The 22,666-nt window shown below is 49.7% G+C and carries 18 protein-coding genes and 1 riboswitch; of the genes, 11 read left to right on the forward strand and 7 right to left on the reverse strand.

Annotated features, from left to right (window positions below; genetic code table 11):
* From KDK13_RS18195 to KDK13_RS18205, 3 genes are all read left to right on the forward strand, one after another.
* A partial coding sequence (locus tag KDK13_RS18195; RefSeq protein ID WP_257286417.1) for a TetR/AcrR family transcriptional regulator occupies positions 1-765 on the forward strand: 765 nt, incomplete at its 5' end.
* Between the two features lie 95 nt (positions 766-860).
* A complete protein-coding gene (locus KDK13_RS18200) occupies positions 861-1,964 on the forward strand; it encodes an efflux RND transporter periplasmic adaptor subunit (protein ID WP_257286418.1) in 1,104 nt (367 codons plus the stop codon).
* Positions 1,965-1,967: 3 nt separating this feature from the next.
* Positions 1,968-5,057 carry an efflux RND transporter permease subunit gene (locus KDK13_RS18205; protein ID WP_257286419.1) on the forward strand — a complete coding sequence of 1,030 codons (3,090 nt, stop codon included), beginning with the start codon at positions 1,968-1,970 and terminating at the stop codon, positions 5,055-5,057.
* Between the two features lie 55 nt (positions 5,058-5,112).
* Here the strand turns inward: KDK13_RS18205 and KDK13_RS18210 are convergent, their stop codons facing one another.
* From KDK13_RS18210 to KDK13_RS18225, 4 genes are all read right to left on the reverse strand, one after another.
* Positions 5,113-5,670 carry an ATP:cob(I)alamin adenosyltransferase gene (locus KDK13_RS18210; protein ID WP_257286420.1) on the reverse strand — a complete coding sequence of 186 codons (558 nt, stop codon included), beginning with the start codon at positions 5,668-5,670 and terminating at the stop codon, positions 5,113-5,115.
* A 137-nt stretch (positions 5,671-5,807) separates the two neighbouring features.
* A complete protein-coding gene (locus KDK13_RS18215; RefSeq protein WP_257286421.1) occupies positions 5,808-7,643 on the reverse strand; it encodes a TonB-dependent receptor domain-containing protein in 1,836 nt (611 codons plus the stop codon).
* A gap of 73 nt (positions 7,644-7,716) precedes the next feature.
* Positions 7,717-8,715 (reverse strand): cobalamin-binding protein, encoded by a 999-nt coding sequence (locus KDK13_RS18220; RefSeq protein ID WP_257286422.1) that lies wholly within the window; start codon positions 8,713-8,715, stop codon positions 7,717-7,719.
* Positions 8,716-8,851: 136 nt separating this feature from the next.
* Positions 8,852-9,048: riboswitch (cobalamin riboswitch) on the reverse strand.
* Between the two features lie 236 nt (positions 9,049-9,284).
* Positions 9,285-10,766, reverse strand: a complete 1,482-nt coding sequence (locus KDK13_RS18225; RefSeq protein ID WP_257286423.1) for a cobyric acid synthase — start codon at positions 10,764-10,766, stop codon at positions 9,285-9,287.
* Positions 10,767-10,911: 145 nt separating this feature from the next.
* Between KDK13_RS18225 and KDK13_RS18230 the strand changes: the two genes are divergently transcribed.
* Both KDK13_RS18230 and waaA read left to right on the forward strand, forming a co-directional pair.
* Positions 10,912-11,538, forward strand: coding sequence for a hypothetical protein (locus KDK13_RS18230; RefSeq protein ID WP_257286424.1), 627 nt, complete (start codon positions 10,912-10,914; stop codon positions 11,536-11,538).
* A 114-nt stretch (positions 11,539-11,652) separates the two neighbouring features.
* Positions 11,653-12,942: a lipid IV(A) 3-deoxy-D-manno-octulosonic acid transferase gene (gene waaA, locus KDK13_RS18235; RefSeq protein WP_257286425.1), complete on the forward strand. Its 1,290-nt coding sequence runs from the start codon at positions 11,653-11,655 to the stop codon at positions 12,940-12,942.
* 6 nt (positions 12,943-12,948) lie between these two features.
* On the opposite strand, the gene KDK13_RS18240 is transcribed toward waaA, so the two are convergent.
* Together KDK13_RS18240 and KDK13_RS18245 are read right to left on the reverse strand one after the other, a co-directional pair.
* Positions 12,949-13,239: a hypothetical protein gene (locus KDK13_RS18240; RefSeq protein ID WP_257286426.1), complete on the reverse strand. Its 291-nt coding sequence runs from the start codon at positions 13,237-13,239 to the stop codon at positions 12,949-12,951.
* 116 nt (positions 13,240-13,355) lie between these two features.
* A complete protein-coding gene (locus tag KDK13_RS18245) occupies positions 13,356-14,753 on the reverse strand; it encodes a TolC family outer membrane protein (protein ID WP_257286427.1) in 1,398 nt (465 codons plus the stop codon).
* A 198-nt stretch (positions 14,754-14,951) separates the two neighbouring features.
* On the opposite strand from KDK13_RS18245, the gene KDK13_RS18250 reads away from it, so the two are divergent.
* The 6 genes from KDK13_RS18250 (at position 14,952) to KDK13_RS18275 (ending at position 21,084) form a co-directional block, all read left to right on the forward strand.
* Entirely contained in the window at positions 14,952-15,425 is a 474-nt protein-coding gene (locus KDK13_RS18250; RefSeq protein ID WP_257286428.1) for a DUF1249 domain-containing protein, read from the forward strand.
* Between the two features lie 45 nt (positions 15,426-15,470).
* Positions 15,471-16,241: a 3',5'-cyclic-AMP phosphodiesterase gene (gene cpdA, locus KDK13_RS18255; RefSeq protein ID WP_257286429.1), complete on the forward strand. Its 771-nt coding sequence runs from the start codon at positions 15,471-15,473 to the stop codon at positions 16,239-16,241.
* A gap of 133 nt (positions 16,242-16,374) precedes the next feature.
* Entirely contained in the window at positions 16,375-16,965 is a 591-nt protein-coding gene (gene smrA, locus KDK13_RS18260; protein ID WP_257286430.1) for a DNA endonuclease SmrA, read from the forward strand.
* A 479-nt stretch (positions 16,966-17,444) separates the two neighbouring features.
* The gene (gene aspA, locus KDK13_RS18265; RefSeq protein ID WP_257286431.1) at positions 17,445-18,869 is read left to right on the forward strand and encodes an aspartate ammonia-lyase; all 1,425 of its coding nucleotides are present in this window, start codon (positions 17,445-17,447) and stop codon (positions 18,867-18,869) included.
* 570 nt (positions 18,870-19,439) lie between these two features.
* Positions 19,440-20,078, forward strand: coding sequence for a response regulator transcription factor (locus KDK13_RS18270; protein ID WP_257286432.1), 639 nt, complete (start codon positions 19,440-19,442; stop codon positions 20,076-20,078).
* 616 nt (positions 20,079-20,694) lie between these two features.
* Positions 20,695-21,084 (forward strand): response regulator, encoded by a 390-nt coding sequence (locus KDK13_RS18275; protein ID WP_257286433.1) that lies wholly within the window; start codon positions 20,695-20,697, stop codon positions 21,082-21,084.
* A gap of 105 nt (positions 21,085-21,189) precedes the next feature.
* Here KDK13_RS18275 and sbcB read toward each other — a convergent pair whose 3' ends face one another.
* On the reverse strand, positions 21,190-22,641 hold the full coding sequence (sbcB, locus tag KDK13_RS18280) for an exodeoxyribonuclease I (RefSeq protein WP_257286434.1): 1,452 nt from the start codon (positions 22,639-22,641) through the stop codon (positions 21,190-21,192).
* Between the last annotated feature and the right edge of the window lie 25 nt (positions 22,642-22,666).

Consider the following 22,666-nt stretch of genomic DNA (forward strand, 5'->3'; position numbering starts at 1 on the left):
GGAAATTATATCTCTTTAACTCCTGCTTTCCACCACGGTTTATTAGCCATGTCAGCATCCGACAAACGGACACAGAGAGAAGCTTCCATTATTCAGTCCACCCTGACCATTCTCAGGAAAAAGGGCTTTATGGACCTGAAAATGTCTGAAGTTGCCAAACAAGCCCAGTTCTCAATGGGAACCGTATATTCGCACTTCTCCAGCAAGGAAGATCTGTTGCTGGGGTGCACCATCGATATCTCCAGAACGATTACTTCTGTATTTCATCAGGTGCTCAACAGCCCGGCTCCCGCCATGGAACGTCTGTTAACGCTTAATATGGCGATCTGGTTGTGTTATGCCCGACAGCCCCATCACTACTTTCTGCGTCAACTGGCAATGACCCCGGAGATCTGGCAGCGGGCATCGACAGGACGGGCTCAGGTACTGGACGGCATCTATCACGAGATGAGCCAGATGGTGGCAGCACTGATCATTGAGTTAATAGAGGACAACCCGGCAATAACGGATAACAACCGCAAGGATGCGCTGGCTGATATTTTGATGGGGATCTGGAGTCTGGGTGAGGGCCTGTTCCAGATCAGCATGTCCGGGTTTGGTCTGAAACAACCCTCCCTGCAAAAAGGCAATGGATTCACCCTGCTCACTTCCAACCTTGCCAAATACCTGCAGGGCTGGGGATGGCAAGCACCGTTTTCACCGGCAATGATTGAAAACTGCAATCTTCAGGCTGAGCAGGTTGTGTCCATATATACAGATCAATGAAACCTGCCAGCGTTTACTTACTCCAAGTACCCGGTACGCATCAATCATGCCTGCCGGTTACGTCTACCCTATTTTTGGCCAGGAGCTCCATAAGAATGCAACTCACTCCTTTATCCCGATCATCCATAGCCGTGATGATGTTAATGACACTCAACCTGCTGACCGGCTGTGATCAGGAACAGACCGGGCACAAGGAAGTCATCCGCCCCGTAAAGCTATTTGAGGTCAAAGACCCTCAGCAGCAGCAGTTACGGTATTTTCCCGGCAAAGTAACGGCGACTGACGAAGCCGAAATATCCTTCCGCATACCCGGGCAGATCGACAAGATCGAGGTCAAACAGGGCGATGATGTTACCGAAGGACAGGTACTGGCTTATCTTGACGACCGGGATATCCGCAATGAGCTTCAGGATCGCCAGGCCAATTATGAACTTGCCAGGGCGGAGTTTGAACGTGCCAGCTCCCTGTTAACAAAGAGAGTCATTTCGCAATCCAGCTACGATACGGCCAGTGCCAGACTGAAATCTGCGGAAGCGGCGCTGAAATTAAGCCGGGACAAACTGGCTTATACGACATTGACAGCCCCATTCAGTGGCCGGGTTGCCCAGACTCTGGCTGAAACCCACCAGCAGGTTCAGGCCCAGCAACCGGTACTCATCCTGCAAAGCAGTGACCGGCTCGATATCAGCATCCAGATACCGGAAAGTATCGTCTCCCATGTGAACAAAGAGACCGTCAATCAGGACTATCAGCCTATTGCTACCTTCCCTGGCGCACCTGGCAAAGAGTTTCCGGTCAGCTATAAAGAGCACGCCACACGAATAACTCCGGGTACCCAGAGTTATGAGGTAATTTTCACCCGAACTGCACCGGCTAATATGAACATTCTTCCCGGCATGACCGCCACGGTCGTGATGGACCTGGCCCAAGTTATCGATACCCGGGGGCAACCAGGATACGTTCTGGTCCCCATTTCAGCCGTAGCTAAAAACGACGCGGACAATAAGACGGTGGTTTGGCGTTTTGACCAGAATTCCAGACAGGTTACCCCTGTCGAAGTGACCACAGGACGTATCACCGAGGCGGGAGTTCAGGTTCTGTCAGGTCTCAATACCGGTGACCAGATCGTTACCGCAGGTCTCAGCCAGCTATATGACGGCATGACCGTCAAACCGCTGCGCAGGGAACGGGGACTATAAGCCATGAATATTGCCGAATATTCCATATCCCACCGGGTGATCAGCTGGATGTTTGTGGTTATCCTGCTGGTTGGCGGTGCAATGTCGTTTTTTGGACTGGGCCAGCTGGAGTTCCCCGAGTTCACCATCAAACAGGCCATGGTCATTACCCACTATCCGGGAGCCTCCCCGGAACAGGTAGAAGAAGAAGTGACACTGCCATTGGAAGAAGCCATTCAGCAGATGGAGTATGTCAAACACATCGACTCCATCAGCAGCAATGGCCGTTCCCAGATCATGGTGGAGATGAAAGAAAAATACGACAAAGATCAACTGCCCCAGATCTGGGATGAATTACGCCGCAAGATCAATGATAGCCAGAATGGTCTGCCTCCCGGTGTCTACCCCTCGGTGGTCATGGACGACTACAGCGATGTCTATGGCATGCTGTTCAACATTACCGGGGAAGGCTATACCTCCAGGGACCTGGAAAACTACGCCGATTACCTGAAACGTGAGCTGGTGCTGGTTGAAGGGGTCAAGAAAGTCTCCATCGCCGGAGCCCGTCAGGAGCAGGTGGTGGTTGAGATGTCCCAGGCCAAACTGGCTAACCTGGGTATCGATCCAGCCTGGATATTCGCCCTGATCCAGAATCAGAATGTGGTCTCCAATGCCGGTAACATGCTGGTGGAAGGGCGCTCCATACGCATTCATCCCACCGGTGAGTTCAATGACATTCATGAACTGGAACAGCTGATCATCAGCCCACCGGGGAGCACACAGCTGGTTCGACTCGGCGATATCGCCACCGTTCGTCGAGACTTCGATGAAACACCGGACACACTCTATTCCTCCAATGGTCGCCAGGCTCTGTCACTGGGCATTTCCTTCGCTTCCGGTGTTAACGTGGTGGATATAGGCGACGCTATTCGTCAGCGCATTGATGAGCTTGAGTCCGGGCAACCGGTTGGCATTGAGCTCACCAAAGTATACGACCAACCGGCAACGGTTTCACAATCCGTCAATGGTTTCCTGATCAACCTGCTGGAATCCGTTGCCATTGTTATTGTCGTACTGCTGCTGGCCATGGGCGTACGTGCAGGCCTGCTGATGGGTGCCGTGCTGCTGTTGACCATCCTCGGAACGTTCATTGTTATGAAGGTGATCGGCATTGAACTCCAGCTGATTTCCCTGGGAGCGCTGATCATTGCCCTGGGGATGCTGGTGGATAACGCCATTGTCGTCACAGAAGGGATTCAGGTCGGTCTTCAACGGGGGCTCACCCGGTTGCAGGCCGCCAAACAGGTTGTCAGCCAGAACCAGTGGCCATTGCTGGGTGCCACCGTCATTGCCATTATGGCATTCGCACCTATTGGCCTTTCTGATGATGCCACCGGTGAATTCTGTCTGTCGTTGTTCCAGGTGCTGTTGATCTCCCTGTTCCTGAGCTGGATCACAGCCATCACCCTGACTCCTTTCTTCTGCAACATTCTGTTCAAGAAGGACGAGCTGGCTGCCCGACAGGCGGCGGGTGAATCCATAGATCCTTACCAGGGGGCGCTGTTCACCCTGTATAAACAGTTGCTCGGGTTCTCTCTGGTCCACCGCCCCATCACCATCAGCTTGACGGTTCTGGCGCTGGTGCTGGCGATGATGGGGTTTGGTTCGGTGAAAAATGTCTTTTTCCCGCCATCCAACACGCCGATGTTCTTTGTGGATTTCTGGATGCCGGAGGGCAGTGATGTCCGTGCTACCGAAACAAGGGTGGCAGAGTTTGAGCAACTACTGCTGACTCTCCCCGGCGTAAAAAATGTCACAACGGTGATTGGCCAGGGCGCACAGCGTTTTATTCTTCCTTATATGCCGGAAAAGCAATACAGCAGTTTCGGCCAGCTGATTATCGAGACAGATAATCTGGAAGCCATCACACCGCTGATCCCGACATTGGAAATCCGCCTGACCGAAGACTTCGGTGATGTGGAATATCGGATCAAATACTTACAGAATGGCCCTTCACCCGCCGCAGAAATTGAAGCCCGTTTCTATGGCGAGGACCCGGAAGTATTACGTTCTCTGGCGGTACAGGCCATCAATGTACTGCGTAACGAACCGATGGCCACGCATATACGACACGGATGGCGTAATCAGGTCAGCCTGATTCGCCCTCACCTGGATGAAGCCAGTGCCCGCCGCAGCGGTATCTCCAAACAGGCGTTGGACGACGCTCTGCTGGTGAACTTCAGCGGCCGTCAGGTTGGCGTCTATCGTGAAGGCAGCCAGTTAATGCCGTTGATTGTCCGCTCTCCGGAATCCGAACGCCTGAATGCCGATAGCATTACCGATCTGCAGGTTTGGAGTGCTGACTACAACAGTTATGTGCCCATCACCCAGGCCATTTCCAGTTTTGATACCGAATGGGAAAACCCGCTGATCATCCGCCGGGACCGTAAGCGCATGATGTCCGTGATGGCTGACCCACAGTTGCTGGGTGATGAAACCGCCGACAGCGTGTTGCGCAAGGTGCGTGCAAACATCGAAGCCATTCCACTGCCCGAGGGTTACCAGCTGGAATGGGGTGGTGCTCATGAACTGTCTTCTAATGCACAGAGTGCGGTGTTTGCCTCAATACCGCTGGGCTATCTGGGGATGTTTCTGATTACTGTATTCCTGTTTAACACCATACGACAGCCTATAGCTATCTGGTGTACGGTTCCCCTGGCACTGATTGGTGTTGTGGCCGGGCTGCTGGCGCTGAATGCACCGTTCAGTTTTATGGCACTGCTGGGCCTGCTGAGTCTGTCCGGCATGATCATCAAGAACGGTATCGTTCTGGTGGAACAGATCAAACTGGAGCTGGAAGAAGGCCGGGAAGAACAGGAGGCCATATTCCACGCTTCGGTCAGCCGCCTGCGCCCCGTCTGTATGGCCGCCCTGACCACCATGCTGGGCATGATTCCACTGCTGTTTGATGCCTTTTTCAAATCCATGGCCGTGACCATTATCTTCGGCCTGGGCTTTGCTACGGTGCTGACACTGATCGTACTGCCGGTGATCTACTCCCTGCTGTACAAAATCAGCTTCAAGGGATTTGATCACCGGAATATTGAATCCTGATCAAGACAAATGTCGGCTTCTGGTTGAAGCCGATTTTTTGCATTTTTTATTCCTGCTATTTCCTGGAAGGAGGCTTCAGGCTATAGCTCAAGCTCTGGTATTCCGGTTCTACGATGCCGAGCCGACGATTGATCACCACGGTTAAACGGAAGAACAGGTTGCAAAGCAGATTGCCAAACCGATGTAATTCATCCGGCACCTCAATTCCGTGAGCATCCACCTTGACCAGTGCCCTGACCGCTTTCTTGGAGAGTGAACGACAACTGTGCAGTAACTGTACGGATCGACCGCCCCTGGGAAGGACAAAACCGTGCAACTGCCCTTCAATCTCTTTCTGGTATTGGTCAAAGTAGCCTGCAAGCCAGTGAATCTGCTGTTCAAAAATCGCCTGCTTTCCCCGGATTGAACCATTCATATGGAAAATCCTGGGCTGCAGTTGATCCAGAAAATCATAGATGTCCACAAACCGTTCATCCCCTTCCAGCTCACTGATAACGCCACCGAGGGTTGCGCACAGTTCATCAGTGATAATTTCATAATCGCACAGGGGGGAGTCTTCGTAGATAAACGGGTAGCAGAGTTCGCGGATATCGCCGGAGTATTTTAGGGTCATGGCAAACCTGTTTATTGCAGAGGCACACTTGTTCCCACGGTTCCCCGTGGGAATGCATACGGGAGCTAGCAAACACTGCAGAGCTTATTGATAATTCGGTCTGCATTCCCACGCAGAGCGTGGGACCGAGGTCATATTTATAGCTCCGGAGACCAGACAATCGTCGCAAATACTCCACGCGGCTCATCAATATAACCACTGGCAGTGGCATACTCTTTATCCATAAGATTCACAATCTTAAACTGGGTTTTCAGCTCAGTGGTCAAATTGACAGATGCTCTTAGGTCAATCGTACCAAATCCCGGAAGCCTGTTCGTTTTATTATCAGTACTATCCCAAGCTGCTCCCTGACCTCTAAAGGTTGCTCCAAGTGTCCAACGACCAAAGCCTTTATCTGCATTTACCGAAAACAGTTGATTAGCTCTTCTGACCAGTTGTTTATCCAGCGTACGATTCTCCGGGTCAAGAACAGAGATGTTCGCATTCAAATTCCAGTCCATTAGAACCGTACTCACAGATAACTCCATACCTTGAATCCGTGCTTGCTCCACATTCTGCATTTTTCCATCAGAATAAATAATCATGTCTTGCATATTGTTCTGATATAGGTTGACAGACCAGTTGCTCGCACTGTTTAACTGCCCCCTCAATTCAAGCTCAGCATTCTGGGCAGTCTCAGGTTTCAAGTCCGGATTGCCAGAACTTCCTGAGTATAAATTCATGAAAGTTGGCGCGCGGAACGCAGTTCCATAAGATGCAATCAACTTCATTTGATGCGGAAGTTCAAACCCCCAAGACAGACTTCCTGTGGTTTTGTCCCCATAAGCTTCATTTCTATCGTATCTGGCTCCAACCTGCAGTTCACTGCTTTCAAAGGATGTTGTGTTTTGGGCAAATGCACCCGTGTTATAGCGCTCATCCTCAGTATAGTTGTAGCTGGTTTCAGTAAAATCATTGGCATAATCCACGCCTGCAATCAAATACTGGTTTTCAGCCCATGCAATATCATTAATCCAGTTAATGGAATAGCGTTTATTGCTAGCATTGCTTGGGCTTGGTCCAATATCATTCCGATGGTCCCTCTGGAAGCCCAATTCCATCCGGCTACCCCAAGTATCGCTGACTTCCATTTCAGCATAGGTATTCACATTTGATAATTCGAAATAGCTGATGGGTGTTCCCTGAGTACCATGTGCATAATTTACATCGTACTCAGCCTTTCCTTCAGAGTGAGAAAAGTTCACACCTGCACTGAAGCGGCCAAAATCGTGCGACAAACTTCCTGATGCTGATTTATTTCTGAAGGCATCATCATCCCCATCAAAACCAACTGTCGTAGCAGTCCGGTCATACCCCTCGGTCTCAAATAATCTTGCCCCAAGGTTAAAACGGGTTCCCTCCGACTCCCCTCCAAAGTTAATGCCATACTCACCCGTTCCACGGCTACCGACACCAGCTTTAAGAGTTAGCGCTGGAGCACCAATTCCTTTGCGGGTAATTATGTTAATGACTCCACCAACAGCATCGGCACCATAAATTGTTGAACGTGGCCCTCTGACAATTTCAATCCGCTCAATTTGCTCTGGATCTAGATACTCCAGAGGTGCTGAACCAGCCTGTGCAGTATTCAGTTTTTGTCCATCCATGAGAACCAGTGTCTGTTCCGTTGAGGTACCCCGAATAAACACTCCAGACTTACTACCAGGCCCTCCATTGTTGGCAATCTGCACCCCTGGAGCTTGACTTAATAGCTCTGTAACCGATGTCGCCTGACTATTCTCAATCTGCTCCCGATCAATCACCGTCACAGGAGCCAGCGTTTCATCAACTGTCTGGGCAGTCCTTGCCGCAGTAACAACAACCTCTCCAAGCTTATAAACTTCTTCTGCCACGGCAGCAGAACTCATCACCGACATTGCCACAGCAACAGAAAGCCCGGTGCGTACAAAAATTGAACGCTGATTAAACGACATTTTATTTACATCCTTAACGTAAGCGAATGGTCTTGAAATTTGCAGGAGCCTGCCTTTTCAGAACGGACTCTGGTCATGAGGTTGGTGACTGGGAAGCCGCATATTCGGGATGGCTTGTCCCTGAGCGTACCGCTTGTAACTGCTGGCAGATCATCTCTGCCCCTGCCAGAATTCTGGGTGTTGGTCTGGCAATCAGGTCACTGGATACCGAAAACAGTTGTTGGCGCTTTACCGCCTGCAGGTTTTGCCACTGGCCCCAGTAGTTCATCAATTCTTTCCGGGTTTGCAGAGTATCACCTCTCGGATCAGAACCAATAATGACCTGGGGATCACGGGTAATCAGGAATTCGATGCCGATTCTAGAAATACGTTCTGAGACATCACCATAGATATTCCGGCCACCACACAACAAAATGACATCATTAATAACCAGACCATTACCAACCGTCATCAGTGGGGATCGCCAGATTTCAAAGAACACCGATACCGGCTCACGCTGGCTATAATGGCTCTGCAGTGTTTTTAAACGGGTGGTAAAGTCTTCAGCAACACGGTTCGCTGCTTTTTCTGTCCCGGCCACCTGCCCAAGACGTCGGATAGCCTGCTCAATGCCGGTAAAATCCACCACATCGATATGAAAGGTGCTGATTCCCAGAGACTCCAGCTGGTCAATCACCTTCGGGGAATTACCTCCGGTCCAGACCACCACCAGGTCAGGCTTCATGGCCACAATGGCTTCAACATTGACATTGGGGTAGCCACCTACATTGGGCAGTTTTTTTACCGCTTCAGGGAAATCGCTGTGCTGATCCACCGCAATAACACGATCACCGGCACCGGCAGCGAATAACAGTTCAGTGGTGCCCGGAGAAAGGCTGATGATGCCGGGCGAACGGGTATTCAGACAGACAGAACGGTCACTCATATCCACCACACAATACAGACTGTCAGACTCGCTGGCCCGGGCAATACTGAAAGGTGATGCAACAACACTGGCCAATGCCATAGCCATAACCAGCATCACGGGCAGCCTGTGCTTCAGTGTTTTGCAGGGTACAGAATGTGTTTTCATGGTGTCCCTGAGTCACAATCAATACTCAGGGCGGCACGCGCGGCCACCGGGCTTTGCAAAAAAGCACAGTGTATAAGAAGGTGTGTTCCCAGCCGCCAGGTTACCCGCCCGGTTCCAGCCTGTATAAACAGGCTATTTTTCAGGGCTTCACAAAGGCAGGTCTCCTGACTCTGGCATCATCGTTCCCGGCAGCCTTCCCGGTTTAACCAGTGGCGTAAATTGCGAAGAACTCTTCCATTACAGTTGCGGGTACAGTCAGGGTTTTTCACCCTGTTCCCTCTTTTGACTCATCAACGGTGAATGGTCAAAAGCGCCGTGATTTATAGCAATCACTGACGTACCCCTTGCGAAGTTTGGCAATACTAACCAAACATTCGTTTTAAATCACTAGGGACTTGTCGATTTCGTATTCTTATTTTTGCCCCTTAATTAGCTGTGAACCACAAAGGCACAAGGACACGGAGGAATGATTGGCACATCCATAACCATGGACAGTCTTGAACCATGGACAGTCTTGTTACGCTTAATTTATGCCTTTTTGAGCCTCTGTAACTTTGTGGTTCCTGAATTCAGGGTTCAACATTACACAGTGCAAAGATTTTACCCATATCGAGATGTTCTTCGATGGCATCTGCCATCCGGTTAATGCCCTCTTCCCGCAACCGGTAATAATCAATTCCTGCGCTCTCCTGCAAGCCCGCCCATTGCAAAATGGCAGTGCAGGCATCAGGCTGTTCAAACACACCATGGAGATAGGTACCAAATATCTGACCATCGTCAGACATTACCCCATCAACTTCCTGATCCAGTTGGATTAACGGTTGCTCCAGGGCAGCGCCCGTGGTCACCCCGGCATGAATTTCATACCCGGTAACAGGGACAGGATCCTGACCTGGCAACTGCATGGTGCCACTGACCCGAGTGAGTCTCTTCTGCCGAATCATGGTGGTCTCCAGGTTCAGCAGCCCCAGCGCCTCTGAGCTTCCGGCTTCACATTCGATACCCTCCGGATCATGCACGGCCTTACCCAGCATCTGGTAACCGCCGCAGATTCCCATCAATTTGCCACCGTAGCGAAGGTGCCTGAGGATATCCTGATCCCAGCCGTTGTCCTTGAGAAAGGCAAGATCGGTGCGGGTATTTTTGGTCCCCGGAATAATGACCAGATCACAGTCGGCAATGGACTGCCCTTTGCCGACAAAGTGCATATCCACGTCAGGATGCAGGCGCAGAGGGTCGAAGTCGGTGTGATTGCTGGTGCGGGTCAGAATCGGCACAGCCACTTTCAATACGTTTTTGTGATCTTCAACATGTTGATGGGCAATAACGGCATCTTCCGCCTCAAGGTGTAAACCATGAAGATAGGGTAAAACCCCCAGCACCGGCTTGCCGGTCTTTTCTTCCAGCCACTGAAGCCCGGGTTCGAGCAGTTTTACGTCACCCCGGAAGCGGTTAATCACAAACCCTTTCACCCGCGCCTGTTCGGACTCCGCAAGCAGTGCCAGGGTACCGTACAGGTGGGCGAAAACCCCACCCTTGTCAATATCCGCAATGATAATCACCGGGCAGTCCACGGCTTCAGCAAAGCCCATATTGGCAACATCGCCTTCACGCAGATTAATTTCCGCCGGACTGCCAGCGCCCTCCACCAGCACGGTTTGATAATGACTTTGCAGTCGATTCCAGGAACGCAAAATGGCGGCCATGACTTCAGGCTTATAGGCATGATACTCAGCGGCATTCATTTCACCCACCGCCAGGCCATGGACAATCACCTGGGCGCCGATATCACTGTTCGGTTTCAGCAACACGGGATTCATGTCCGTATGCGGCTCAAGTCCTGCTGCCGCCGCCTGAAGCGCCTGGGCCCGGCCAATCTCACCACCCTCCCGGGTCACTGCGCTGTTCAGTGCCATATTCTGGGGCTTGAACGGTGCTACCGAGATATCATGACGTCTGAATACCCGGCAAAGTCCTGCGACCAAAGCACTTTTTCCAGCGTCACTGGTTGTACCCTGTACCATCAACGTGTGTATTGAATTGCTGCCCATTACGGGAACTCCAGCCTGTCGGAAGTTCAGGGACGGATTATAAAGTCAGAAAAACCCAAGGGTAAAAAATATCAGATGGAAGAACTTTTAATAGATTAAGGAGTCCATAGAAATGTACTTAATGTAACCATGAGTTAGTGGATTTATGGAGACCAGGGCAACTGCCGGATTAACATCCCAACAATGGACGGGTTCTACTGCGGATTCTGAATCAACCAGTATTGAAAAAGACCAGGCTCCACCTTTACGCAGGACCCACACATCAAGAACTGGCAGTTTCAGAGATAGAATGTCCCGCACCCTTTCTGTTTTACTGCCAAATGCAGAAAAGCCTGAAGTGGAAACCAGGCGACATAGCGGTTGCTTTTCATCGGTGTTTACCAGGACAGTGACACGAAGCAGTTCCTTCCAGACCCATATGAGTCCCAATAGCCTGTCGGGAAATGAAGCTGGCAGCGAAACAACCACAACCAATGAGATTAACCCCAACGTAATGCAGATCTGGTCGCCGGTAAAAAAAACCATGATAACCATCCCATCCTACGATTCCGGCCGGAAAGCTTACTCCCTGGCAATGAAAGCGTATATTCTGGATGATAAACAGCTGTATGATCTATCCAGAGGTGAATCCATAGAGGGTATTGATACCTCCAAAATTGATCTCAGTGACCTTAAAGGTGATAAACCGTGGAACCTTCAAATTATCCACAGGAAGAGGAAAGAATGGGTATTTGAATTAAGTGGGCATTTATCCTCCGGGCATGGGTCATGACTTAAATGCTGTCTTCACCGGGTATCCCGCTCGTATCTTCTCGCAACTCTCAGGAAGGCAGGCAGGGATTTTGTTAATATTCAACTCCATATACTTTTTAATCTGTGTTATCTCATGAGTCGTTTCATTTATTCGCTACTGTTATACCTGATATCCCCCCTGGCCATGGTTCGCCTCTACCTGCGTTCCAGAAAGGCGCCAGAGTACTGGCAGAGAAAGAGTGAACGATTTGGCTTCTTCAGCGTTCCCACCTCAGATAAGCCCATTATCTGGGTACACTCGGTATCCATGGGAGAAACCATTGCCAGCGGCCCACTGGTAAAGGAACTGCAGAAGAACTACCCAACCCATGGAGTATTAATTACCACCATGACACCGACCGGCTCAGCCCAGGTTGGCAAAATTCATGGTGACAGCGTGGACCATGTCTATGCAAGTTATGACCTTCCCGGTGCTGTCAGGCGATTTCTGGACAAGGTACAACCGGTCATGGCCATCGTCATTGATACTGAACTGTGGCCCAACACAATCGCAGCCTGCCATAAACGTTCAATTCCCGTGCTGATTACCAATGCCCGGCTCTCTGAACGCTCGGCAAGAGGATACGGGCGTTTCAGCTTTCTCACCCGGCCCATGCTCAAAGAGATCAATATGGTTGCCGCCCAGAACCATGAGACGGGTCGGCGATTTCTGGAGCTTGGCCTGCCCAGACAACAGCTCAGCGTTACTGGCAGTATCAAGTTTGATCTGGATGTCTCCCCGGAAATCATAACCGCAGGTCAGGCACTTCGACAGAAGTGGCAACAGGGTATGGGCAGCGACATTCGTATTCTGGTGGCCGCCAGCACCCATGAAGGTGAGGATCAGCAGGTACTGGATGCGTTCCAGACCATTCTGGCTGAGTCACCGGAGGTACGATTACTGATAGTACCCAGACACCCTGAGCGATTTGACCGTGTCCACCAGCTGATCCTGGACAACCAGCTCTCTGTGGTCCGTCATAGCCAGGGAACCCGGCCCTCTCATGCGACCAGGGTTATTCTCGGGGACACCATGGGCGAAATGATGAAACTGTTCGCTGCATCAGACATAGCCTTTGTGGGTGGCAGCCTGGTACCAACGGGTGGGCATAATATGCTGGAACCAGCCGCATTAAAGTTGCCGGTTTTATCCGGGCCCCATGTGTTTAATTTTGAAGAGATCAGCGAATCCCTGATTCAGGCTGGCGGTTTGAAAATTGTCAACGATAGCAAAGCGCTCGCCCGGTGTACCATCCGATTAGTGCAGGATAAAGATGAGTATGAAAGCATGAGCCAGCGTGCCGGGGAGTTTGTTCGTGAAAATAGGGGAGCTCTGCAAAAGACATTGATGCTGGTTGACCAGTTTCTGCCATCCAGCCAATAAAAATTTCTACAGTCCGGGGCGGAAGTTTGTGTTGGAAGACTTGGTGGCCAGCATTGAATCCACCGCAGGGTCAATATTCAAACGGCTGCCATCCACAAAGTAATAATCGTTTCCGGATTGCAGCCCCTGGATGGACAATTTGCCAAGAATCCGATTCATAACCCTTTGCTGTTCTTCCAGGTCTTCATAGGCAAAGGTCTTCAGAAAGGCTTCCGCCAGAGAGCACCCATCGTCCACATACGTTTTCATACGGGTTTCACAGTTCTTGATATGCTCATCCATAACATCATCATCCATAGTCGGTATTCACTCAGTATAGAAGAGTAGATTCAACATCAGCGGCCATGCTTATTCTCTCCACACCAATAAAAATGGCACCATCAGGTGCCATTTTTACGAATCATCACGATTAATTAACCACGGCACTCATCCGGTACAGACAGCTCGTCACTGGCATTCGTCATCCACTGGTTCAGCGCTTCCAGATCCACCGGGCTGAGCGTACCGGCAACCTGCTTAAGCTTCAGCGTATTGACAATAAAGTCATAACGGGTGTTCTGATAGTTACTGATGGAAGAGTAGAGTTGCTGCTGAGCGTCCAGAACATCAGTAATACTGCGGGTACCTACCTCATAGCCACTCTGAGTCGCTTTCAGTGCACTTTCTGACGACAGGATCACCTGACAGCTGGCATGAACCCGGTCCACGTCAGAAGTCGCGGTTCTCAGCAGGCTACGGGTATTGGCATTGGTGTCACGAAGTTGCTGGTCGTAATTTTTCTGGGCTTCTTCCAGTTGATAGCCCGCCTGCCGGGTAACCGCTGTAGTGGAACCACCCGAGAAGATCGGTAGGTCAACCTGAACACCAACTACTGTCTGGTTTCCATCACCGGAATATGTCAAGCCATTAACTGATCCCCTGGAGTTCTCTGAATTGCTGGAACTGTAGTTATAGCTGGCAAATGCATTAACCGTTGGAGCATAACCGGACTTGCTGGCTTTTACTTTGGACTCGGAAGCCGTTAATCCTTCCCGGGTAGCTTTCAACCCCAGATTATTGGCCAGTGCCGTATTCACCCACTCTTCAGGGTTCTCAGGTGTTGGGGCAACCACCGGCATCGCCTTTTCCAGGTGGGCAATATCGGTTACATCCTGGTTTACAATGGTACGCAGCTGTTCATAGCTGATAAATACTTGGTTCTCTGCCTGAATACGGGCAACACGGGCATTGTCATAGGCTGCCCGGGCATCCAGGACATCGGTTTCGGCAATCAGGCCAACATTGTAACGTTCCTGGGCCTGGTCCATTTGCTGCTTCAATGCTCTTTCCTGGGCCTTGGCCGTCATCAGGCTATCTTCCGATCTGAGCACATTAAAATAAGACTCGGCCACACGCAGGATCAACTGCTGCTGGGCATTGGCAAATACGACAGATGCCTGATCACCGAGAGACTTGGCCTGCTCATAGGTAAACCAGCTGTTCATATTGAACAGGGGTTGACTCAGGGTTGCTCCCCAACCGTGTGAGTTGTAATTATCTTTATTGTCCCCACCGCTTACGTAATCACGAGCCACTTTGTTGTATTGCGTATTGGCTGACAGCCCAAGCGTTGGCAGCAATGTGGCACGGCTCTGATTAACAGTCTCCTGGGTCGCTTTCATGGATGCCCGTGAAGCCGCCAGCTGGGCATCGTTCTTCAGCGCCATATTGTAGACATCAAGCAGGTTGTACTGAGTTGGTGCAGCCTGTACATTCAACACGGCGCCCGCCAGAGCGGCCAGCAGAAACCCTCTACGACTATTTCGTGACATAATCTTGTGATCCTTGGAAAGTTTGCCAGTCATGCTTCACCGGTCAACGGTTGCCAGACTGGTCCCTGGTTGGGGATAAAAACGCTGTATCAAACTCAGATCAATGAAATCTACACTAATTTACGCAAAAAATGCAGTAGTATGACGAATTCCTCTTTGGATATTGCTTCTTTAGGTTGAAGGGAGGAGAACGCTATAATGGATGTTATGAAGATACATTTCCTGAAACCCGACTATCGGGTTAATCTGATCCGCCTGCAACAGCTTTGTGAAAGGAACTATCTGCGCCTGACCCGCCTGCTGCCTGAGTTATCAGAGAGGGCGCACTTTACCCTGCCAGTTAAACACAGAAACAGTCTTAATAATGGTAAGGAATGGCTGGTCATTGATGTTATGGAACGGTCTCCATTTACTACTCTGCTAAAGTTGCAGATGGAAGCCGATTGGGGACGATTATTCAAAATGCCGGAAGCCGAAGTACGCCTTTACCACGATGTCAGAATGGCCGAAATTGTCTCTCGAAAAACAAGCCAGATACTCCAGCCACGATACAATTATCCCAATAGAAAAATGCATCAGCCTGATGAAAAAGAGCAGCATAATCAGTTTCTGGCCCAGTGGCTTGATTACGCATTACCGGCCTGTCAAACCTATACCGAAAAAACAGGATAAACGACTGTCATCCCGATTTCGTATTGATCGTCTGAAACACAAATTATGAATACCACCAGAATTCGAGTCGTGCAAATTTCAGACCCGCACCTCTTTGCTGATTCCGGTTCAGCACTGATGGGGGTTAATACCTCTGAGACCCTGGATGAGGTACTGGCAAAAATACAGAACGACTACCAGGAACCTGATTGCCTACTGGTAACCGGAGACCTGACCCAGGATGACAGTGAAGCCTCCTATCACCGGCTGAAAGAAAAACTGTTAAAAATCCATGCTCCCAGCTATTGGTTGCAGGGCAATCATGATCAGCCACATCTTATGGAGGCTGTAAACCCATCGGCGATGCAAAAGCAGATTATTCTGGGTAACTGGCAAATAGTCCTGTTGAACTCGCAGGTCGAGGGTGAAACACACGGATATCTCAGTGAGACCGAGCTGAAACTGCTGGACACCTGTTTAAAAAAGGATCCGGACAAACATACACTTCTGGCTCTCCATCATCACCCGGCCCCCATTAATAGTCGATGGATGGACCGGATCATGTTGAAAAACCCGGATGATCTTGCCCGGGTCATCACACCTCACGACAATGTCCGGGGTATCATTCACGGCCATGTACACCAGGCCAGAAAGTATCAATTCTGCGACCTTCCCGTAATGGCAACCCCTTCGACCTGTGTTCAGTTTGTCCCAGAGTCGGATGATTTTCAGGCTGATACAAAGCAGCCGGGCTTTCGTGTGCTTGATCTTTTACCGGATGGTCAGATAGAAACCAGCGTTGCCAGGGTCAGTGACCTGCCAATGACCTGCCAATGAAAGCTGACCTGGAATCGAATGGTTACTGACAGGCTATTTACCATCGATATAAGCAGTTGATAAATACAATACGTTCATCAAAAAAGCAGTGAAAACTGCTATTATCTCCGTCCATTTAGCCAGTTATCCAGCTATGAGCAACTCAACAGACAATGATGACATTTCTGCTTTTCTGAAAGAGATGAAAGGGGTGAACCCGTTAAAAAAGAAAGCAACGGCTGATATCCAAAAAGTCCAGCGGGTCACGCCAGGCCAGGAGATTCGCAAGGCGGCTGCGGAAGATACCTTTACCGACCCGAATTTTCTTTCCCTGCTTAATCCGAAGATGGTCAAACCCCATGACTTTCTGGTCTGGAAGCGGGATGGTGTGCAGGAAGGCGTCTTCAAGAAACTCCGTCTGGGCAAATATGACATTGAAGCACGTCTTGACCTCCACCACAAAACAGCCCGGGAAGCACGGGAACACGTTTTCCAGTTTATCAATGATTGCCGGGAGCATGAGCTACGTACCGTATTGATAGCCCATGGGTGTGGTGAGAAAAGCAACCCTCCTGCCATGCTGAAAAGTTATCTGTACACCTGGCTACCCCAGATGGAAGCGGTGCTGGCCTTTCACAGTGCACTGAAAGTCCATGGCGGCTCTGGAGCGCTTTATGTGATGATCAGAAAAAGTGAACGGGAAAAACTGGAAAACCGCGAACGGCATGCGAAGCGAAGTCGTTAAAGGTGATATGGACCGGCTCAATACCACAACCGGGAGGCCGCCCGATATTGACCGGCATATCGGCAGGTACCATCCTGCCTTGCACATAACGGGCCTCCTGCCTGAGAAGCTACCGATGATCATTCCAGAAAAATACCGTAATACTCCCTAATACCCTGCAAATATCCACCGACCTCCCTTGCGCCACAGCGCAGGGAAACGGTTGGACCAACTTAAGTACCAGAAACCAGAAATATAATGCTTTGCCTTAAATCAATCCGTGATATCTGCGAAAGCTGATCAGAATTGATACAGGTCATTCCTTTACTATATTTTTGATAACTTTTTTTGAGTTAGGTAGTACCACTTATTGCTGATAATTATTGACAGGCACAGACTAGCCGAGCCAGCCTGCTTTTACCAAGCTAAACAGGCTTATCTCACGCAGGCCAATGATTTTCCTCCAGTGCGCAAATAAGGCGCTACCTTAGGCCAAGAAAATGACAGACCTTACCCAATACCGAATTGAACACGACCTGCTGGGTGAAGCTCCAGTTCCGGATAATGTTTACTATGGCATCCAGACCCAGCGTGCCATTGAAAACTTTCAGATCAGTGGCGTTCAGCTGAATCACTATGCCAATCTGCCACGGGCCCTGGCCATGGTAAAAAAAGCATGCGCACTGGCGAACCGCGATCTGGGCATGCTGGACGAGCAGAAAGCGGAAGCAATTGCTGATGCCTGTGATGAAATCATCGAAGGCCGTCTGCACGACCAGTTTGTTGTTGACATGATTCAGGGTGGTGCTGGTACCTCCACCAACATGAATGCCAACGAAGTCATCTGTAACCGTGCCCTGGAGCTGATGGGCCACCGTCGTGGTGAATACCAGTACCTGCACCCGAACACCCATGTCAACATGGCACAGTCTACCAACGACGTATACCCTACAGCGATGCGTCTGGCCATGGTGCTCAAGCACAAGACACTGCTGGTAGCCATCAAGACCCTGAAAAATGCCCTGGACGTAAAAGCCAACGAGTTCAAGGACATTCTGAAGATGGGGCGTACCCAGTTACAGGACGCAGTTCCTATGACCCTGGGTCAGGAATTCCGTGCCTTCAGTACCACCATCGGTGAAGACATTCAGCGTATCGGTGAAATGGCTGCGCTGCTGCGCGAAGTGAATCTGGGTGGTACGGCGATTGGTACCGGCATCACTGCTGACAGCCGTTATGCGCCGCTGGCCATCAAATACCTGAGTGAAATCTCTGGTCAGGAAATGATTCTGGCTGGCGACCTGGTGGAAGCCACTTCCGACATGGGCGCATTCGTTATTTTCTCCAGCGCCCTGAAACGCCTGGCGGTCAAGCTGTCCAAAATCAGCAACGACCTGCGTCTGCTATCCAGTGGCCCGCTATGTGGGTTCAATGAGATCAACCTGCCAGAAATGCAGCCTGGTTCGTCTATCATGCCCGGCAAAGTCAACCCGGTTATCCCGGAAGCCATGAACCAGATCGCTTTCCACATCATTGGTAACGACATGGTCGTCACTCTTGCTTCTGAGGCCGCGCAGCTGCAGCTGAACTACGCTGAGCCAGTATTGGTTTACAAGATTCTTGAGTCCATCCAGCAGCTGGCTGCCGGCATGAAGATGCTGACCGAGAAGTGCATCAAGGGCATCACCGCCAACCGTGACGTGTGCCAGAGCTATGTAGACAACAGTGTTGGCCTGGTTACTGCACTGAACCCGTACCTTGGCTATGAAAACTCCAGCCGCATCGCCAAGACTGCCCTGAAGAGCGGCCGTCGTGTAGTTGACCTGGTGCTGGAAGAAGGCCTGCTGACCGAAGAGCAACTGAAAGAGATCCTGAAACCGGAAAACATGATTGCGCCGCTGAATCTGAGCCACTCAGCTCACTGATGATTTAACAGTGCACTGATCGAAGATGGAAGGCCTGTAGAAGTACAGGCCTTTTTCATTCAGCCCTTCTCCACAAACAATCCCGCTTACGAACAAAACCACAACACCGACTGTATTATCCCTGATAACAACACAGGAAATATCATCTAATATAATGCATACCACTCAGGTTTATGTTTATATGCGTTACATAACTTATAGGTTTACGCAGTCTGCGGGAGTACTGGACAAAATCAGAAGAAATTGATGCTGTGTGAAGTATTACTCTGCATAAACTGCGAGAAAAAACCATTGATCTTCACAAAGAGTTCCAGTGTAAGCCGGAGTTGTTTTTTTGTTTACCTGATAACGCAGCAGCATCATACTCTGCTAAAATCTTTGCTAAAATACAGAGCGAATTCCACGGCCCTTAAGCAATCTTTTTCAATCTGTGTGGCCCCGGGCAACGCAGTTGATGCTCAAAGAGCGTTAATAATGGCTTTCCCGCATCACCTCTTTCCAGCCTCATGGCAAAAACACCAAATTATACGGCAAATTTCTCACAGTGGAGTCATTATGCAGCAACAGGACATGAAGCAAGAACCAACCGTATTTATCATCGATGATGACGAGGCTGTCCGTGACTCGCTGAAAATGCTGATGAAGTCAGTAGGTCAGACTGTAGAAGCCTTTTCTTCACCTGCTGAGTTCCTTGAAGTTTACGATGAAAACCGGCCTGGCTGTATTGTACTGGATATCCGTATGCCCGGCATGAGCGGGCTTGAACTCCAGAGCAAGCTCAATGAAATGCATTGCATTCTTCCCATCATCTTCATCACCGGTCATGGTGATGTGCCCATGGCGGTCCAGGCCATCAAAGATGGGGCAATGAACTTTATTCAGAAGCCTTTCCGCGATCAGGAACTGTTGGATCTGATCAATGATGCCCTGAAACTGGACACGCAACAGAGAAAAGAGCTGCTGGAGCACAAGGAAATCCTCCGCCGACTGTCAACCCTTACTGACCGTGAGCGTGAAGTACTCCACCATGTCGTTGAGGGTAAAGCCAATAAGGTTATCGCTGCTGACATCAACCTGAGTCAGCGCACTGTGGAAATCCATCGATCCCGTGTGATGGAAAAGATGGGCACCAAGTCCCTTGCACACCTGGTACGTCAGGTCATGCAGGTGAAAGATCATCTGGACGGCGAATTTAACTTCAAAATCTAAGCCGCTCCTGCCTGCTCCGTACACCTCGTCATCCGAGGCTACGGAGCTACTTCGGCTTAAGTCACATCTATTTACCATATCTGGTTATTTAAACAGCCAGTTTAAAACTCTAATATAAGTAGCTAACCCCTTGGCTAATGGAATAAAATCAATTTTCTCACTTTTAAACTGGAATTATCCCAAAGTTGTTACGGGATTGACCAAATAACGACCCATTATAATTCCATTTAATTTTAAAAAAATGATCTAAACGAATAATACAATAATTAAACGAACGATCAGCCAGATGCTTAGGTACTAGCCGAATAACGTCAAGTACATCCCTCCATTCAGGATTAAGCCAGCTAAACCTAAACTGATCCAGTACCATTAGACAATGGCAAGAAGAAACGGTGAAATATTTTCTAAACCATTTCGGTTTAATTTGATCAGAATGTGTTTCATATTTTAAAGGTTGCTTCTTGAGCTGCTGTTAACGACGGAACCACTTGTATGCTTAATATACAGGCAAAGCATATCCGTAAGTTATCGATAAGCAGTAGCTTTTTGCTTACAGCTGTTTCATTGCAACGCTCATTGCAAACGACAGGTTTCTTATTACTGCAAGGCTGCCGTTATGAATCTCGCAACCCACTGCTCAGTCTATTTATTGGAACAGGATTCCGGCGCTACCGAGGCTATTCGCAGCCTGTGCCATGAAAAATCCCTGAAACTTATCTGCTTCAGTTCACATTTTGAACTGTTAAATGCACTGAAAGCCGATCAACCATCCTGTATCATTGCAGCAAATGACCAGCCTCACGGCCAGGCTTTGAACCTGATGCAGGATCTGGCCAGTGGCAACCATCAGGTTCCGGTTATCATCCTTGGACATCACAATGATGTAACCAGTGCCGTTGCAGCTATTAAAGCGGGCGCTGTCGATTATATTGAAAAACCTACCATCTATGGCCGACTGGCAGAACGGCTGAACCTGGTCGTCAAACAGTCATTCCAACAAGCTTAAGCACATAAAACCCTGTGTGCTGACAGGCGGCTTTATCGGGATGACTGTGCTTCTTCGCAAACAGCCTTTAGCCGATTACCAGTTAATAGCTGATTAATAAAAATCCTAATTGGTTGGAATCTTCTCAAGCTCCTGTACATAATCTGACAGTTGTGCAAGTATATGTTGCTTTTCCAAATCATCCCCAGCAATTGCCTGAGCCTCTCTCAATTCTTTCCAGAAATGATCAAGCGTTAATAGTTGATTATTTTCCGGATGCAACTCCCCCGACAATCGATCCCGGCAATATTGCCTCCAAAGCCCCCGGTCTTCATTATCCATAGTTTCAAAATAGTGCCGGCCACGATAACGAAAGAGCATTTCTTCCAGTCGCTTATCGGAAAACGAGAGACCAAGTTCAGACAACTGTGCAGGATTGGCTGAAACAATCCGGCTCATTTCATTCTTGTCTGCCGGTGAGAAAAAACCACCCGAATAAATCATCTGATCAGGATCCGTGTGCTTCATGGTCAGAGACTCTGAAAACACCGCTCTGAGCTTTGCTGCCAGACTGTTGTCAGCCATCAACCGGCTGCGGTGTGCTTCACACCTGGCAAGGTCCAATTCAAGACGATCCTGGTCTTCGGTCTTCAGAACACCCAGTGGAGCAACCGCAGGGCATTTATTGATATGAATGGTCTTTAACGGAATTCGTTCTTCTCCGTCGCCTAATTGATCAGTAGGCGTAAACAGTCTTCGTCTGATTTCTTCCACCGGTAAATCCAATAAGGGGGCCGGATCAACCGACAGATCATAAACGACCACACCATTGCGGTTTACCGGATGGTCAATCAGAGGCATCACAACGGCCAGGTTATTTCGCTGTGCACCAAACATTCCGGACACATGCACGACCATCTGCTGAGTGACCAGATTTAACAACCCGGCAACCTCTCGTTTACCACGATGGGACAAGTAGAACTGGAACACCCTCGGCTGCCGCTGCCGAATCAACCTTGCCAGCGCAATAGTGGCACGGACATCCGATAGAGCATCATGCGCAGCACCATGATCCAGACTATTGGCAGCCGTAATCTCCTCCAGCCTGAAGCTTTTGCAACCATCCTCACGCAATGGCCATTCAATACCTTCAGGTCTCAAAGCCGCAGTCAATCTAACCAGGTCAATTAAATCCCAGCGACTGTTACCATTCTGCCACTCCCGTGCATAGGGATCATAAAAATTACGGTAGAGAATGTTCCGGGTTACCTCATCATCAAAGCGGATGGTGTTGTACCCCAGAGCACAGGTACCTGGCACCATGAACTCAGTATGAATGCGGCGAATAAATTCTGGTTCCATTACTCCCTGCTCGTTCACCTTTTGTGGAGTCAAACCGGTTACCAGACAGGCCATAGGGTTAGGTAGATGATCTTCCGGTAACTTACAGAAAATACTCAGCGGTTCACTTATCTCATTCAACTCGGCATCAGTCCGGACACCCGCAAACTGAGCTGGCCAGTCTAGCGCAGGGTCGGTACCGAAAGTTTCATAATCATGGAAATAAAAAGACTGCATTTCACCCCCTTCAATGCTTTTCACT

The sequence above is a fragment of the Endozoicomonas sp. SESOKO1 genome (assembly GCF_024606265.1).
In the GTDB taxonomy this organism is placed as follows: domain Bacteria; phylum Pseudomonadota; class Gammaproteobacteria; order Pseudomonadales; family Endozoicomonadaceae; genus Endozoicomonas.

Coding starts and splice junctions, on each gene's coding strand:
- KDK13_RS18270 (WP_257286432.1), top strand. CDS start 19,440: ATGAAGCAAGAACCAACCGTATTTATCATCGATGATGACGAGGCTGTC.
- aspA (WP_257286431.1), top strand. CDS start 17,445: ATGACAGACCTTACCCAATACCGAATTGAACACGACCTGCTGGGTGAA.
- KDK13_RS18205 (WP_257286419.1), top strand. CDS start 1,968: ATGAATATTGCCGAATATTCCATATCCCACCGGGTGATCAGCTGGATG.
- smrA (WP_257286430.1), top strand. CDS start 16,375: ATGAGCAACTCAACAGACAATGATGACATTTCTGCTTTTCTGAAAGAG.
- KDK13_RS18210 (WP_257286420.1), bottom strand. CDS start 5,670: ATGACCCTAAAATACTCCGGCGATATCCGCGAACTCTGCTACCCGTTT.
- waaA (WP_257286425.1), top strand. CDS start 11,653: ATGAGTCGTTTCATTTATTCGCTACTGTTATACCTGATATCCCCCCTG.
- cpdA (WP_257286429.1), top strand. CDS start 15,471: ATGAATACCACCAGAATTCGAGTCGTGCAAATTTCAGACCCGCACCTC.
- KDK13_RS18250 (WP_257286428.1), top strand. CDS start 14,952: ATGGATGTTATGAAGATACATTTCCTGAAACCCGACTATCGGGTTAAT.
- KDK13_RS18240 (WP_257286426.1), bottom strand. CDS start 13,239: ATGGATGATGATGTTATGGATGAGCATATCAAGAACTGTGAAACCCGT.
- KDK13_RS18220 (WP_257286422.1), bottom strand. CDS start 8,715: ATGAAAACACATTCTGTACCCTGCAAAACACTGAAGCACAGGCTGCCC.
- KDK13_RS18275 (WP_257286433.1), top strand. CDS start 20,695: ATGAATCTCGCAACCCACTGCTCAGTCTATTTATTGGAACAGGATTCC.
- sbcB (WP_257286434.1), bottom strand. CDS start 22,641: ATGCAGTCTTTTTATTTCCATGATTATGAAACTTTCGGTACCGACCCT.
- KDK13_RS18245 (WP_257286427.1), bottom strand. CDS start 14,753: ATGTCACGAAATAGTCGTAGAGGGTTTCTGCTGGCCGCTCTGGCGGGC.
- KDK13_RS18215 (WP_257286421.1), bottom strand. CDS start 7,643: ATGTCGTTTAATCAGCGTTCAATTTTTGTACGCACCGGGCTTTCTGTT.
- KDK13_RS18200 (WP_257286418.1), top strand. CDS start 861: ATGCAACTCACTCCTTTATCCCGATCATCCATAGCCGTGATGATGTTA.
- KDK13_RS18225 (WP_257286423.1), bottom strand. CDS start 10,766: ATGGGCAGCAATTCAATACACACGTTGATGGTACAGGGTACAACCAGT.
- KDK13_RS18230 (WP_257286424.1), top strand. CDS start 10,912: ATGGAGACCAGGGCAACTGCCGGATTAACATCCCAACAATGGACGGGT.